The sequence below is a fragment of the Methylophilus luteus genome, from assembly GCF_042676265.1.
GTDB lineage: Bacteria > Pseudomonadota > Gammaproteobacteria > Burkholderiales > Methylophilaceae > Methylophilus > Methylophilus luteus.
The window spans coordinates 1,801,869-1,816,818 of sequence record NZ_JBHTKB010000001.1 but is presented as its reverse complement, the minus strand read 5'-3'; the positions used below and the strand labels follow the sequence as shown (position 1 = coordinate 1,816,818).

Below are 14,950 nucleotides of genomic sequence, written 5' to 3'. Positions count from 1 at the left end.
TTAAACCCAGTCTTTCTCGATTAAAAAATCTGTGTACAGTTTGGCTTCCGGGCTGCCGGTCTCCGGTTTCCAGTCATAGCGCCATTTGACGATGGGCGGCATGGAAAGCAGTATGGATTCAGTGCGGCCATTGGATTGCAGACCAAAAATGGTGCCACGGTCATAAATCAGGTTGAATTCGACATAGCGGCCACGCCTGTAAGCCTGGAAGTCGCGTTCGCGTTCACCATATGTCTGGTGCTTGCGGCGCTGCACGATAGGCAGGTAGGCATGCAGGAAAGCATCGCCCACCGCGCGTTGCAGGGCAAAACTTTGCGCAAAGCCCAGCTCGCTAAAGTCATCAAAAAAGATACCGCCCACACCGCGCGGTTCTTTGCGGTGTTTGAGAAAGAAATATTCGTCACAAGCCTGTTTGAAGGCCGGGTAGTATTGCGCGCCAAACGGGGCCAGCGCCTCTTTGTTGACGCGGTGGAACTGGATGCAGTCCTCCTCGTCGCCATAGTAGGGGGTGAGGTCCATGCCGCCGCCAAACCACCAGATATCCTGTTCGCCTGCCTGCTGCGCCCTGGCGACAAAAAAACGCACATTCATATGCACGGTAGGGATGTAGGGGTTATGCGGATGAAACACCAAAGACACGCCCATGGCTTCCCACGGCCTGCCGGCTGCTTCTGGGTGGGCGATACTGGCCGCCGGCGGTAATTTGTTACCTAATACATGGGAGAAACCGACGCCGGCGCGCTCGAACACATTGCCGTTTTCCAGCAGGCAGGAATTGCCGCCGCCACCTTCCGGCCTTTGCCAGCTATCCTGCAGGAAATTCTTGCCATCTACCAGCTCGACCGCCTCGACTATGCGTGCCTGCAACCCTTGCAGGAAATCGTAAACGGCTTGTGGCTGGATAGTGTCTGTCATAACTTCACTCTTTAATGGTTGATCAGGTCAATGGCTGATCAGCTGATCACGTTAATCGCTGATCGCGCGGTAACCGATATCCTGGCGATGTTGCGCGCCCGCAAACTTGATAGTTTCAAGAATGCGGTAAGCGGCTTGCTGGGCTGATTTCACGTCTGCCCCCAATGCCGTCACGCATAATACACGCCCGCCACTGGTGACGACTTTACCGTCTTTCAGGCTGGTGCCGGCATGGAACACATGCCCGTCCTGCACATTGTCTGGCAAACCGGTGATCTCATCGCCCAGTTTTGGCGTTTCCGGGTAGTTGGCGCTCGCCATCACCACGCCTAAAGCAAAGCGGCTATCCCATTCGGTAGTGGCCTGGTCCAGCGTGCCCTGCACGGCATGTTCGGCCAAAGCCACCAGGTCGGATTTCAGCCGCATCATGATAGGCTGCGTTTCCGGGTCACCCATGCGGCAGTTGAATTCCAGAGTTTTCACTTCGCCCGCTGGCGAGATCATCAGGCCCGCATACAAAAAGCCGGTGTAAGGAATACCGTCTTTCGCCATGCCTTCTACGGTAGGGATAATGATTTCGCGCATGGCCCTGTCGTGCACTTCCGGGGTGACTACCGGTGCCGGGGAGTAAGCACCCATGCCACCTGTGTTAGGGCCCTGGTCGGCATCCAGCAAGCGTTTGTGATCCTGGCTGGTGGCCAGCGGCAAGATGTTCTTGCCATCGACCATCACCATAAAGCTGGCTTCTTCGCCTTGCAGGAACTCCTCAATCACCACGCGGGCGCCGGCATCGCCCAGCTTGTTGTCAGCCAGCATGGCATCCACGGCGGCGTGTGCTTCGGCCAGCGTCATCGCTACCACCACGCCTTTGCCCGCAGCCAGACCATCGGCTTTGATCACGATAGGTGCACCGTTGGCATCTATATAAGCATGCGCTGCAGTGAGGTCGCTAAAAGTCTGGTATTTGGCGGTAGGGATATTGTGGCGGTACATGAACGCTTTGGCAAAATCCTTCGAGCTTTCCAGTTGTGCCGCGGCTTTGGTCGGGCCAAAGATTTTTAAATCGGCGGCGCGGAAAGCATCCACCACACCTTGTGATAACGGTGCTTCCGGGCCGACAATGGTGAGGGCTATCTGTTCGTCCTGCGCGAATTTTACCAGTTCATCTATCTTGGTAATCGGCACATTGGTCATGCCTGGATTGGTGGCAGTCCCGGCATTGCCAGGCGCGACAAACACATGGCTGACTGCTTTATTGTGCGATACTTTCCAGGCCAGGGCGTGCTCACGGCCGCCAGACCCAATCACTAAGATTTTCATAATTAACTACCTAAAGTTATAGCCACAGAGGGCACAGAGCACACAGAGAACTGCAAGGTTACAAAGCATTTTACTCTGTGATCTACGGGTCCTCTGTGGCAAAAATTTAATGTCTGAAATGACGGATGCCGGTGACGACCATGGCCAGGCCACGTTCATCTGCCGCTGCGATCACTTCTTCATCACGCATGCTGCCGCCCGGGTGGATCACGCAGCTGGCACCGGCGTCGGCCAGTACGTCTACACCATCACGGAACGGGAAGAATGCGTCGGAAGCGACCACCGAGTTCTGCAGGCTGAGGCCGGCGTTTTGTGCCTTGATGGCGGCGATCTTGGTGCTGTCTACGCGGCTCATCTGGCCTGCGCCCACGCCCAGGGTCATGCCATTGCCGCAGAAGACGATGGCATTCGATTTTACATATTTCGCTACATTCCAGGCAAACAGCAGGTCTTGCATTTGTTCAGGACTTGGTTGCAGCTTGGTGACTACTTTGACATCCGCCAGTTGCAGATCGTGGTTGTCGGCAGACTGCAGCAGGATGCCGGAACCCACGCGTTTGGAATCGACCGCATTGCGGCCTTGCTGCCAGGCGGTGCTGCCACCTTTGGGCAGAGTTATCTTCAGCACGCGCACATTGGCTTTGGCGCTGAAAATAGCCAGGGCTTCTGGCGTAAACTCAGGCGCGATCAATACTTCCACGAACTGCTTGCTCACGGCTTCGGCAGCGGCTCCATCCAGCGTGGTGTTAAAGGCGATGATGCCGCCAAAAGCCGAGGTAGGGTCGGTTTTAAAGGCCTTGCTGTAGGCTTCGTATGCATGCGCACCTATGGCCACGCCACATGGGTTAGCGTGTTTTACAATGACGCAGGCCGGGGTGTTGAAAGATTTCACTGCTTCCCAGGCGGCATCGGCATCGGCGATATTGTTATAACTTAATTCTTTGCCCTGCAGCTGTTCGGCAGTAGCCAGGCTGCCTGGCGCCGGATACAGGTCACGGTAGAACGCCGCTTGCTGGTGGCTGTTTTCGCCATAGCGCAGATCCTGCACCTTGATAAAACTGCTGTTCATCTGGCCAGCAAACTGGCTCAGCACCGGTTTGCCGGCAGATTCTGTCTGGTCAAAATCGATGGCAGACAGGTAGTTGCTGATAGCGGCGTCGTATTGGGCAATGCGGTTGAACGCCGCCACCGATAATTTGAAGCGGGTGGCCTTTGAGACTGCGCCCTGGTTGGCTTTCAGCTCGGCGGTGACTTCGGCATATTGTGCGGCATCGGTCAGTACTGCGACGTCGTTCCAGTTTTTGGCGGCAGAGCGCACCATGGCCGGGCCACCGATATCGATATTTTCGATCGCATCTTCCAGCGTACAGTCTGCTTTGGCAACGGTGGCTTCAAACGGGTAGAGGTTGACCACCAACAGGTCTATATTCTCTATGCCATGCGCTTGCATGGCGGCGACATGTTCAGGCAAGTCGCGACGGCCGAGTAAGCCGCCATGTACTTTGGGATGCAGGGTCTTGACCCGGCCATCCAGCATTTCAGGAAAGCCGGTAAAGTCGCTGACTTCCTTGACCGGGATATTGTGCTCACGGAAAAGTTTGGCGGTGCCGCCGGTAGAAAGCAGTTCTACGCCCAGTTGCTGTAAGGTTTGTGCCAGTTCGAGCACTCCGGTTTTATCTGAGACACTGATAAGCGCGCGTTTAATTGTCATGGTATTTGATCTGAGAGTTTGCTTGATAATAAAAAGTGGTTGGCTCTAGCGTCAGAGCCGGGTAGGGCGTTTGTTACTCAAGGCCGTAAGCGGCCATTTTTTTGCGTAAGGTGTTACGGTTGATGCCCAGCATATCGGCCGCTTTGCTTTGGTTGCCGCCGACCTTGATCAGCACGACTTCCAGCATGGGCTTTTCTACACAGCCTAATACCATGTCATAAATGGCATGTGGCGGCTGGCCATCGAGGTGGGTGAAATATTCGTCCAGTGACTCGCGGATGGCGAGACTGATTTTGCCATCGGTTTGCATTATGCTGCCAGCTCCTGATTGTTTTCTTCTTCGTTTTCAGCCGTATCATCAGCATAGACCAGCCTGTCATTTTTGGCTTTGAGCTCGACAAAAAAGCCATTGATGGCTTCCAGTTGCAGGTCTATGGTCTGCAGGGTGTTCATATTGTGGCGGAAGGCGGCAGAGCCGGCCAGGCCTTTGGTGTACCAGGAAATATGTTTGCGCGCGACCCGCATGCCGGTCAGTTCACCATAAAAAGCATATAGATCATGCAGATGCTCGAGCATGACCTGGTGGATCTCATCTACCGTAGGCGGTAGCATATGTTCGCCGGTGTTGAGGAAATGCTCGGTCTCGCGGAATATCCACGGGCGGCCTTGCGCGGCGCGGCCTATCATCACTGCGTCGGCTTTGGTGTAATCGAGCACAAACCTGGCTTTTTCCGGGGTGGTGATATCACCATTGGCGATCAGCGGAATGCGTATGGCCTGTTTGACGGCCGCGATGGTGTCATATTCGGCATCGCCATGGTAAAGGTCGTTACGGGTGCGGCCGTGTATGGTCAGGGCCTGCACGCCTATATCTTCAGCCATTCTGGCGATCATGATGGCGTTTTTGTTCTGCCTGTCCCAGCCGGTACGGATCTTGAGGGTGACTGGTACATCAACGGCATTGACTACCGCTTTGAGGATCTGTGAAACCAGTGGCTCATCTCTGAGCAAGGCAGAACCGGCCATCACATTACAGATTTTTTTCGCCGGACAGCCCATATTGATATCGATGATCTGCGCGCCGTTATCTACATTGTGGCGCGCGGCTTCGGCCATCATGGCTGGTTCGGCACCGGCTATCTGCACCGAGATCGGGCTGACTTCACCTTCGTGGTTGGCGCGGCGTTTGGTTTTTTCACTGCCATATAACAAAGAGTTGGAAGTGACCATTTCGGACACGGCCAGGCCGGCACCCATTTTTTTGCATAGCATGCGGAAAGGGCGGTCGGTGACGCCAGCCATGGGCGCGACAACCAGGTTATTCTTTAAGAGATGGGGTCCGATTTGCATGAGAATCAGTAGGCTCTGATAAGTCAGTGAAAAGACTGACTATTTTAACTGTAAATCGGTAGGGATGGAATTGTTTAAGACTTATTTGCTTATTTTTTACGCAGTTTGATATGTGTATCTATCAGTTGCAGGGCGTTATGGCGGAACAGCGTGCCTTCGGTATCCTTGACCCACATATGTAACAGGCCGGAGAAAAACAGGTGCGTATCCAGCGCCAGTTCACCCGCGGTCGCCTGGGTGCCCACTTGCCCCATTTCCTGCGCCTTGGCGTAAGCCTGCTCTAATTTGTGGATTAATCCGCTGCAATTGCCTAAAATAGATTTCAACACATCTGCGAACTCATCTACATATTCGCACTTGGTCATCATCACCTCATAAGTCTCGCGTGCGGTCAGGTCCTCATCGAGCATTTGTATGGTGTTTTCCAGATGTTTGCGTATGCGGCCCAGCGGGTCGAAACTGCCGCCTTCGGGGTTACCCAGCAAGGTATCTTCCATGCGGTCTATCAAGGGCAGGTAAACTTCTTCACGCATGGCATGGAACAACTCTGCCTTATTGGCAAAGTGCCAGTAAACGGCACCACGTGTGACGCCAGCGTGAGTCGCGATATGCTCCAGGCTGGTGCGGCTTACCCCTTTGATCAGGAACACTTCACGTGCGGCGCTGACTATGCGTTGACGGGTGATTGCGGCGTCTTCTTTGGTTTTTCGTACCATGCTAAAGCGTCACTCCATAATAAAGAAAAAGAATCATAGCTGTTAAGTTGCAGGATGCGACAGGTAATATGAATTTTTTGCGTAACCCATTTACATACATCCGTGTTTGTATATAATATACATCCAAGATTGTATGTAATCAAGTTTATTTTGAAAATTATTAAGGGATAACATGTTGATTTCACAGAGTATCCAACCTCATCGTGCAGTGGTTTTATTGGCTTTGGGCGTTGTATTAAGTGCTTGCGGAAAGTCTGCCAACGAACAAGGGCCTGGCGCTGGCGCCATGCAGGCCATGCCGGTCAGTGTGCAATCAGTCACTGCCGAAACAGTGCCTATCCAGACCGAAGTGGTCGCACAAACCGAAGGTGCCAAGCAGATAGAAGTACGCCCCCGCGTTGGTGGCATAGTACTGAAACGCTTGTATCAGGAAGGTGAGGCCGTCAAGGCTGGCCAGGACATGTTCCTGATCGACCCTATGCCTTTCCAATTGCAGGTAGACCAGGCGCGCGCCATGATCGCCCAGCAAAAAGCCAGGATAGACCAGACTGCGCGTGAAGCGCAGCGTCTGAAAGGCTTGCTGGAGACTAAATCGATTAGCCAGCGTGAGTACGATAACGCTACTTCTGATAACTCAGTGGCCACTGCGACCATGATGCAGTATCAGGCGCAATTGCGTGAAGCAGAGCTGAATCTGTCTTATACCCACGTCAAGGCACCGGAAAGCGGCATCGCCGGCCGTTTTGTACTGTCTGAAGGTGCGCTGGCAAGTGCCAACACCACTTTGCTCAGCACCATAGTGCAAGTGTCGCCTATCTGGGTGCGTTTCAGTCTGTCGGAATCTGACCTGATCAGCCTGGGTGGTCATCTGCGTCCAGGTAAGGTACAAGATGTACGTTTGATCCTGGGCGACAACAGTGAATATCCGCAATCAGGCAAAATCAACTTCTCAGCCAGCCAGATCGATCCGGCACTGGGTACCCAGCAGTTACGTGCCGAGTTCCAGAATCCGGACAGCGCATTGTTGCCCGGCCAATTTGTACGCGTGCGTCTGACTACCGGCAAGCGTGATGGCGTGTTCCTGATCCCGCAAACTGCGGTGTTGACCGGCCAGCAAGGCAAATTCGTGTTTGTGGCGGAAAAAGATAAAGAAGGCAAAACCGTTGCTGCTGCGCGGCCTATCGTGGCTGGTGGCTGGTTCGGTGAGCGCTGGAGCGTGCTTGAAGGCCTGAAGGCCGGTGACCAGGTGATTCTTGATAACCTGATCAAAGTGCGTCCAGGTGCGCCAGTTGCGCCGCATGCGCCAGACGCCGCGCCTGCAGCAGGTCAGCCAGCAGCAGAGAAACCTGCCGCGCAAGACAAGGCTAAATCTTAAGCAGGTTTAGCCAGGTCCTTAGTAACAAAATCATGTTATTTACGGCCTGAACACTCTTGGTTCAGGCCGATTTCAGGAAAAACGATATGACCCGATTTTTTATCACACGCCCGATTTTTGCCAGCGTGCTGTCTATCATCATCGTGTTGGCAGGATTGGCAGCGGCATTTAAATTGCCGATCGCACAGTATCCGCAGATTGCACCGCCAACCGTATTGATCACAGCCAGCTATCCTGGCGCCAGTGCCGAGACACTGTCTAAAACCGTGGCTGCCCCGATTGAGGAGCAGTTGAGCGGGGTGGAAAACCTGCTTTACTTCAACTCTAGTTCAGACAGTAGCGGTACACTGACCATCACGGCGACTTTTGATATTGGTACCGATGTCGACCAGGCGACCTTTAACGTCAGCAACCGCGTGAATATCGCCTTGCCCAGGCTGCCGGAAGATGTGCGCAGGACCGGTGTCGTGGTGCAAAAGCGTTCCAACGATATTCTGTTGGTGGTGATGCTGATCTCCAAGAAAAAAGAGCATGACCGTCTGTTCCTGAGTAACTACGCCACACTGAATGTGCTGGATGAGTTCAAGCGTATCAAAGGCGTGGGCGATGTCACCATTTTTGGTGGCCAGGATTACTCCATGCGTATCTGGTTGCGCCCTGACCGTATGGCACAACTGGGGGTTTCCACCACTGATATCTCTGCTGCCATCAATGCACAGAACGCGCAATATGCCGCGGGTAAGATAGGTGCCGAACCGGCCCTGCCTAGTCAGCAATTATCGTTTACGGTGACCGCTAAAGGCCGTCTGATCGAGCCTGAAGAGTTCGGCAACATCATTATCCGTGCACAAGGCCCTAACGGCGTGCTGCGCCTGAAAGATGTGGCGCGTATCGAGCTGGGTGCGCAAACCTATAACGTGGCTTCTGCCCTGAACGGGCAACCAGGGGTGGCGCTGCCTATCTTCTTGCAGACCGGTGCCAATGCGCTGGAAACCGCAGAAGCGATCAAGGCCAAAGTGGATGAGTTGAAAGCCAAGTTCCCTGAGGGCATGGATTACAACATTCCTTACGACACCAGTGACTTTGTGAAAGCCACGATCGAAGAAGTGTTCCACACTTTTGGTGAAGCGCTGATCCTGGTGGTGCTGGTGGTGTTCCTGTTCCTGCAGAGCTGGCGCGCGACTTTGATCCCTATGATCGCGGTGCCTATCTCTATCGTCGGTACGTTTGCCGGTTTATACCTGTTCGGGTTCTCCATCAACCTGCTGACCATGTTTGCGATGATTCTTGCCATTGGTATCGTGGTCGATGACGCCATCGTGGTGCTGGAAAACACCGAACGGTTGATGAAGGAAGAAAACCTCAATCCTTTACAGGCGGCGATCAAGTCTATCGCCCAGGTACAGGCAGCGGTGGTGGCTATCGTGCTGGTGCTGTGTGCGGTGTTCGTGCCGGTCGCTTTCCAGGGTGGTATCGCCGGTGAACTGTATAGGCAGTTCGCGGTGACTGTTGCCATTTCTGTGGTGATCTCGGGTGTAGTGGCGTTGACGCTGACGCCAGCCCTGTGCGCCATGATCCTGAAAAACAGCCACCATGAAAATGGTTTCTTCCGTGCGTTTAACCGTGGCTTTGGCCGATTAACCAGCTGGTACACTGGCACGGTGAACCTGACCCTGCATCATAAAATCATCGGTGCCGTGGTGTTTGGTGGCATGGTGATCGTCATGATCTTCCTGTTCCGCGCAGTACCGGGTGGCTTTGTGCCGCCAGAAGATCAGGGCTATGTGATCAGTATCGTGGTCATGCCGGATGGCGCGACCCTGAAACGGACTTCACAAACGGTGGAAAACATCCGTTCTGCCATCGCCAAAGACCCAGCCACTGCGCACGAGTTTGCGGTGAACGGTTTTGAACTGCTGACCGGTGCCAATAAGACCAACGCCGGTACCATGTTCGTGCGTATGACGGACTGGGATAAACGGACCACCAATGCAGACCAGATGGTAGGCAAGCTGATTGGTGTCGGCATGAGCCAGCCTGACGGTATGGGCTTTGCGGTGAACCCACCAGCCATTCGTGGCCTGGGTTCTGCCGGTGGTTTTGAAGTTTATGTGCAAGCCCATGGCGATACCGATGCCGCCAAGCTGGCGCAAGTCATGAACAACTTTATGGATGCCATGCGCGCTAATCCGCAATTAACCGGTATCAACAGTTTCTTCCGCCCCACCGTGCCGCAGTTGTTTATTGAGGTGGATGAAGCCAAGGCCTTGTCACAGAATGTGAAGATCGCCGACATTTATGCCACATTGCAAAGCACCATGGGTTCGCTGTATGTAAACGACTTTAACCGTAGCGGCCGTACTTACCGCGTGCAGTTGCAAGCCGAAGCCGCTTACCGTATGAAACCGGAAGACCTGGGCAAAGTCTATGTGCGTAGTCAGCCGACTGAAGACAGCCCTAACGGCAACATGGTGCCTATGTCGGCCCTGGCTAAAGTCAGCAACATCGTCGGTGCTGAACAGCTTGAGCGCTACAACGGCCTGTTGTCTGCCAAAGTGTTTGGTAGCGGCGCGCCTGGTGTGAGTTCGGGTGACGCGATCAAACTGGTGGAGAAGATTGCCAGAGAGAACCTGCCAGATGGCTACCAGATCGCCTGGACTGGTCAGGCTTACCAGGAAAACCGTACCGGTTCTGCCGCATTGGTTGCCTTTGGTTTTGCGACCATTATGGTGTTCCTGATCCTGGCGGCACAGTTTGAAACCTGGGCGTTGCCACTGGCTGTGATTATGGCGATCCCGTTTGCGATGACAGGCGCCTTGATCGCTGTGCTGACACGTGGCATGAATAACGACATTTACTTCCAGATCGGCTTGATCACCCTGATCGGGCTGGCGGCGAAGAACGCGATCCTGATCGTGGAATTCGCCTCGCAGAAGATGGAAGAGGGCATGCCGTTAGCCGAAGCCGCACTGGAAGCCGCACGTCTGCGTTTCAGGCCTATCGTGATGACTTCCATGGCGTTCATGCTGGGTATCCTGCCGCTGGTGTTTGCCACCGGGGCTGGCGCGGCAGCGCGGCAGTCTATGGGTACCGGCGTGTTTGGCGGTATGTTGCTGGCGACATTTATTGCCACCATCTTTATCCCATTGTTCTTTACCTGGTTGACCAACGAGAAAAAAGTGCGTCACCACGGTCATATTGAAGAAGAGGAATCGGTATGAAACCGACAATGAAATTGACTTTAAAACCATTGCAACAGTCGCTGCTGTTAGGGCTGGTCACCATGTCACTGGCTGGTTGCCAGGTGCTGGGGCCATTTTATTCACGGCCTGAGCCGGTAGTGCCTGCAGAATATACCACTGGCCAGGCTGGCCAGCTGACCCAGGAACAGCAACTGGCATTGCAACAATGGTGGACATTGTTTAACGACAGCAAGCTCAACCAGCTGGTAGATACTGCGCTGGCGAAAAACAACAACCTGCAATCCGCAGTTGCCCGCATAGAAGAAGCGGATGCATTTGCGCGTGAAAGCGGTGCCAGCCTGCTGCCTACCGTGACCGGTACCACCTCAGGCATACGTAACCGGGTGACTGAATCCGGTATCTTCCCGGTGTTTGGCGATAACCCGCGTAAAACCTACAAGATAGGCTTGAACGGCAGTTATGAGCTGGATTTCTGGGGCAAGCTGCGCCGCGGCAATGAGGCGGCACGCGCGCAATTGCTGGCGACCCGCTACGCCAAAGAGGCCGTCACCTGGTCACTTTCCAGCCTGGTCACCAACAATTACCTGATGATACGCAGCCTGGACGGCCAGTTGCTGGTCAACCAGCAAAACCTGAAAACGGCACAAGACAGCCTGGACCTGGCTAAACGCCGGGTTGAAGGTGGTGTGTCTACCATACTCGATGCCCATCAGGCGGAGTTAGTGGTTACCACGCTGCAAACGCAGGCGCTGGAACTGAAAAGACAGCGTGCTTTGAGCGAGCATCAGCTGGGCTTGTTAACCACAGACCTGGGCCTGAAGATCCCGGCCGGTGACCTGATGGCGATGCCACAACCGCTGACACCACCTACAGGCCTGCCTTCAGCATTGATGGAAGCACGGCCGGATGTACGCCAGGCTGAGCAAGCCATGATCGCGGCGAATGCCAATATAGGCGTGGCGCGTGCAGCTTTCTACCCGAGTATCGCGCTGACCACCACCTATGGCGGTGAAAGTATCGCGCTGAATAACTTGCTGAAATCACCGGCACGGGTCTGGTCACTGGGGCTGGATATCAACCTGCCTATCTTTAATGGCGGCCGGCTGAAAGCGCGTGAAGAGCAGGCCACTGCGCAGCAAAAGCAAACCCTGGCCAGTTACCAGAACACCTTGCAGACCGCGTTTACCGAAGTCAGTGATGCGCTGGTGAACACCAGCCAGTATCGCGAGCAGGAAGCGCTGGCGCAATCCAAGGAAAAAACCACGGCGAATATCCTGACGGTGGCGCAAAACCGTTATCAGGCCGGATACACCAGCTATCTGGAAGTCCTGGATGCGCAGCGTAACCATAACGAAGCGACACAGGCCATGGTACAAAGCCGTCAGAACACCCTGATAGCCACTGTAGACCTGTTCAAGGCCCTGGGTGGCGGCTGGAAGCCAGAAAGCGTGAAACAAGAAGAGTATTACAAAAAGTAATTGTGTTATCTGTGGTCCAAGAAACCGGGCGTGCAGTACCTTGCACGCCCGGTTTTTTGTTTCCTGCAGCGAAATCTACCAAGTATATGAACAGCCTTGCATAGCCTCCAGACTTGGCCCGCCGGCGAGCAAACCTGCCCACTATCCATACAAATAACATCATACGGTCATTTTTGTAGCGTAAGTTACAAGATGTTTTAGGCAATACCCAGGTTTCAGAGGAGTAGCACATTGATCAAAGCCAGCATGTTTTATTTGCTTTTACTTGCCACCATTTCCGGGTGCGCGACCACGCGTGATCCAGACCCGCTGGAAGCAATAAACCGTAAGACGTTTGCGTTTAATGAAAAGCTGGATGAGGTGGTATTAAAGCCGGTCGCTAAGGGTTATCAGAAAGTTTGCAAAACACGCCAGCCCGCCTAATATGGCGCCATGCATCACTCATCAACAGACTCACTTTCCGTACCATCCTCCACTGCAGGCGCGTCCACTGCAGGCGCGCCTTCCCTGAGCCGCATCGCGTTTGCCAGCTTTATAGGCACAGCCATAGAGTTCTATGATTTTTATATCTATGCCATGGCCGCGGCGCTGGTGATAGGGCAGGTGTTTTTTCCGGCCAGCGACCCTGCGGCGCAATCATTAAACGCTTTGCTGACTTTTGGCCTGGCGTTTATCGCCCGCCCCTTAGGTGCCTTGCTGTTCGGCCACTTTGGCGACAAGCGTGGGCGTAAGTCGACGCTGGCGGCTTCATTGCTGGTGATGGGTGCCTCCACTTTCCTGATCGGCTTGTTGCCGGGTTACGACACGCTGGGCATGTGGGCGCCATTATTACTCTGCGTATTGCGCTTCGGCCAGGGCATAGGGCTGGGCGGCGAGTGGGCAGGGGCGGCTTTGCTGGCGACTGAATACGCACCTGCGGGCAAGCGCGGCTGGTATGGCATGTTTCCGCAGCTGGGGCCTTCCATAGGCTTTCTGCTGGCGACGCTGACTTTTCTCGCATTGAGCCTGGGCCTGACCGAAGCCCAGTTCATCCGGTGGGGCTGGAGGGTGCCTTTTATCATCAGTGCGGCACTGGTGCTGGTGGGCTTGTATGTCAGGTTCAAGCTGGCTGAAACCCCGGTGTTTGCCAAAGCGCAGGCCGCACACCATTTGCATCACTGGCCACTGAAAAGCCTGATATTGCAACATGGCCGCGCCATTGTGCTGGGCGCCCTGGCCATGAGTGTGTGTTATCACTTGTTTTACACCGCGACCGTGTTTTGCCTGAGCTATGGCACGCAGGCATTACATATCCCACGCCCGGTGTTCCTGCTGCTGTTATGTGTGGCCGTGCTGGGGATGGCGCTGGCGACACCATTGGCAGCCTGGTGGGCAGACCGTGCCGGCAGGCGGCCGGTATTGCTGGTCGGCCAGGCGCTGGCGCTGCTGTTGGGTTTTGCCCTGGCGCCCATGCTGGGCAGCGGGCAATTAGTCTGGATCGCCTTGTTTCTGTTTCTGGCCCTGTTTTTAATGGGGGTGACATTTGCCCCCATGGGTGCTTTTTTACCCGAGCAGTTTCCGGTCGCTGTGCGTTATAGTGGCGCCGGCCTGGCTTACCAGCTGGGCGGCATCCTGGGTGCTTCATTTGCACCGGCGATCGCGCAGTATCTGGTGCAGCAAGGCGGCCTGAGCTGGGTGGGCTGGTATATGTCGGTGATGGCAGCTATCAGCGCGTGGGCGGTGTGGCAAATCAGGCCACAAGACAGCGTGCATGACTGAAGTTTTAGCGCAGCAGGTATAATGCAGCTTTTTTACAGCAAAGCCATCGTATATGTTTATCCACCCCGGGTTTGACCCTATTGCGTTGCAGATTGGCAGTTTTGGCATCCACTGGTACGGCCTGATGTATCTGGTGGGCTTTTTTGGCGGGCTGTGGCTGGGGCAATATCAGGTCAAACGCCTGCGTAAGCTAGACCCCAACTCACCGTGGCAGCACAAAGACCCTGACGATATGCTGTTTTATATCGCGCTGGGTGTGGTGCTGGGTGGCCGCCTGGGCTATGTATTGTTTTATCAGCCGCTGTATTTCTTGCAGCATCCGCTGGAGATATTTGCCTTGTGGCAGGGCGGCATGTCTTTTCACGGCGGCTTTATCGGTGTGATGGTGGCAATGGCTTTGTTTGCGCGCAAACGTGGCGTGGCCTGGCTGCAACTGATGGATTTTGTCGCCCCGCTGGTGCCGATTGGCTTGGGCGCAGGCCGTTTCGGTAATTTTATCAACGCTGAGTTATGGGGCAGGCCTACCCATGCTGACTGGGGCATGGTGTTTCCTCAAGTGGACGCCCTGGCCAGGCACCCTTCGCAGTTATATGAATTTGCGCTGGAAGGGGTGGCCATGTTTTTGATCCTGTGGTTTTTTGCCGGCAAGAAACGTCCTATAGGCGCGGTTTCAGCGGTATTCCTGCTCAGCTATGGTAGCTTCCGTTTCCTGGTTGAGTTCACGCGTGAACCAGACAGCTTTCTCGGCTTGTTGTCTTTAGGCCTGAGCATGGGTCAATGGTTGTGCATCCCTATGATTTTGGCCGGTCTGGCCATGTTGCGCTGGGCTTATCGCAAGCCTTGATCTCAGGTCAATATCCGGGCTGCGTCGCCAGCTCCAGTGCCTGCAGCCAGGTGATGGCATAGTCGCGGCTTTGCTGCGGCGTGCCGCACATTTCCAGGCTGGGTTGCAGGCCGCCACAAAATGCCGGACGTTCCGGCTTGCCAAATAGTTTGCAGCCAAAGTGCTCATCCAGCTGTACGCAGGCTACTCCCGCCGGCTTGCCATGCGGCATGCCGGGAATAGGGCTGGTGATAGAAGGGGCGATACAACAGGCCCCGCATTGCGGACGGCATTGCATAGC

13 protein-coding genes are annotated in these 14,950 nt (G+C 54.7%); 6 read left to right on the top strand and 7 right to left on the bottom strand.

Annotation, left to right across the window (positions count from 1 at the left end; all coding sequences use genetic code 11):
* From hemF to ACFQ1Z_RS08470, 6 genes are all read right to left on the bottom strand, one after another.
* Positions 1-915, bottom strand: a complete 915-nt coding sequence (gene hemF / locus ACFQ1Z_RS08495; RefSeq protein ID WP_379056987.1) for an oxygen-dependent coproporphyrinogen oxidase — start codon at positions 913-915, stop codon at positions 1-3.
* Between the two features lie 51 nt (positions 916-966).
* The gene (gene purD / locus ACFQ1Z_RS08490; protein ID WP_379056986.1) at positions 967-2,235 is read right to left on the bottom strand and encodes a phosphoribosylamine--glycine ligase; all 1,269 of its coding nucleotides are present in this window, start codon (positions 2,233-2,235) and stop codon (positions 967-969) included.
* Between the two features lie 106 nt (positions 2,236-2,341).
* Positions 2,342-3,946 carry a bifunctional phosphoribosylaminoimidazolecarboxamide formyltransferase/IMP cyclohydrolase gene (gene purH, locus ACFQ1Z_RS08485; RefSeq protein WP_379056985.1) on the bottom strand — a complete coding sequence of 535 codons (1,605 nt, stop codon included), beginning with the start codon at positions 3,944-3,946 and terminating at the stop codon, positions 2,342-2,344.
* Between the two features lie 73 nt (positions 3,947-4,019).
* Entirely contained in the window at positions 4,020-4,256 is a 237-nt protein-coding gene (locus tag ACFQ1Z_RS08480; protein ID WP_379032405.1) for a helix-turn-helix domain-containing protein, read from the bottom strand.
* The gene (dusB, locus tag ACFQ1Z_RS08475; RefSeq protein ID WP_379056984.1) at positions 4,256-5,296 is read right to left on the bottom strand and encodes a tRNA dihydrouridine synthase DusB; all 1,041 of its coding nucleotides are present in this window, start codon (positions 5,294-5,296) and stop codon (positions 4,256-4,258) included. The genes ACFQ1Z_RS08480 and dusB overlap by 1 nt, the downstream gene beginning before the upstream one ends.
* 89 nt (positions 5,297-5,385) lie before the next feature.
* Positions 5,386-6,012 (bottom strand): TetR family transcriptional regulator, encoded by a 627-nt coding sequence (locus ACFQ1Z_RS08470; RefSeq protein WP_379056983.1) that lies wholly within the window; start codon positions 6,010-6,012, stop codon positions 5,386-5,388.
* 172 nt (positions 6,013-6,184) lie between these two features.
* Between ACFQ1Z_RS08470 and ACFQ1Z_RS08465 the strand changes: the two genes are divergently transcribed.
* The 6 genes from ACFQ1Z_RS08465 (at position 6,185) to lgt (ending at position 14,670) form a co-directional block, all read left to right on the top strand.
* Positions 6,185-7,387 (top strand): efflux RND transporter periplasmic adaptor subunit, encoded by a 1,203-nt coding sequence (locus tag ACFQ1Z_RS08465; protein WP_379056982.1) that lies wholly within the window; start codon positions 6,185-6,187, stop codon positions 7,385-7,387.
* An 86-nt stretch (positions 7,388-7,473) separates the two neighbouring features.
* Positions 7,474-10,608, top strand: a complete 3,135-nt coding sequence (locus ACFQ1Z_RS08460; RefSeq protein WP_379056981.1) for an efflux RND transporter permease subunit — start codon at positions 7,474-7,476, stop codon at positions 10,606-10,608.
* Between the two features lie 8 nt (positions 10,609-10,616).
* A complete protein-coding gene (locus ACFQ1Z_RS08455) occupies positions 10,617-12,068 on the top strand; it encodes an efflux transporter outer membrane subunit (RefSeq protein ID WP_379056980.1) in 1,452 nt (483 codons plus the stop codon).
* Positions 12,069-12,299: 231 nt separating this feature from the next.
* Positions 12,300-12,491: an MlaA family lipoprotein gene (locus tag ACFQ1Z_RS08450; protein WP_379056979.1), complete on the top strand. Its 192-nt coding sequence runs from the start codon at positions 12,300-12,302 to the stop codon at positions 12,489-12,491.
* 9 nt (positions 12,492-12,500) lie between these two features.
* A complete protein-coding gene (locus tag ACFQ1Z_RS08445; protein WP_379056978.1) occupies positions 12,501-13,826 on the top strand; it encodes an MFS transporter in 1,326 nt (441 codons plus the stop codon).
* 52 nt (positions 13,827-13,878) lie between these two features.
* The gene (gene lgt / locus ACFQ1Z_RS08440) at positions 13,879-14,670 is read left to right on the top strand and encodes a prolipoprotein diacylglyceryl transferase (RefSeq protein WP_379056977.1); all 792 of its coding nucleotides are present in this window, start codon (positions 13,879-13,881) and stop codon (positions 14,668-14,670) included.
* A gap of 7 nt (positions 14,671-14,677) precedes the next feature.
* On the opposite strand, the gene ACFQ1Z_RS08435 is transcribed toward lgt, so the two are convergent.
* The gene (locus ACFQ1Z_RS08435) at positions 14,678-14,947 is read right to left on the bottom strand and encodes a YkgJ family cysteine cluster protein (RefSeq protein WP_379056976.1); all 270 of its coding nucleotides are present in this window, start codon (positions 14,945-14,947) and stop codon (positions 14,678-14,680) included.
* Positions 14,948-14,950: the final 3 nt, after the last annotated feature.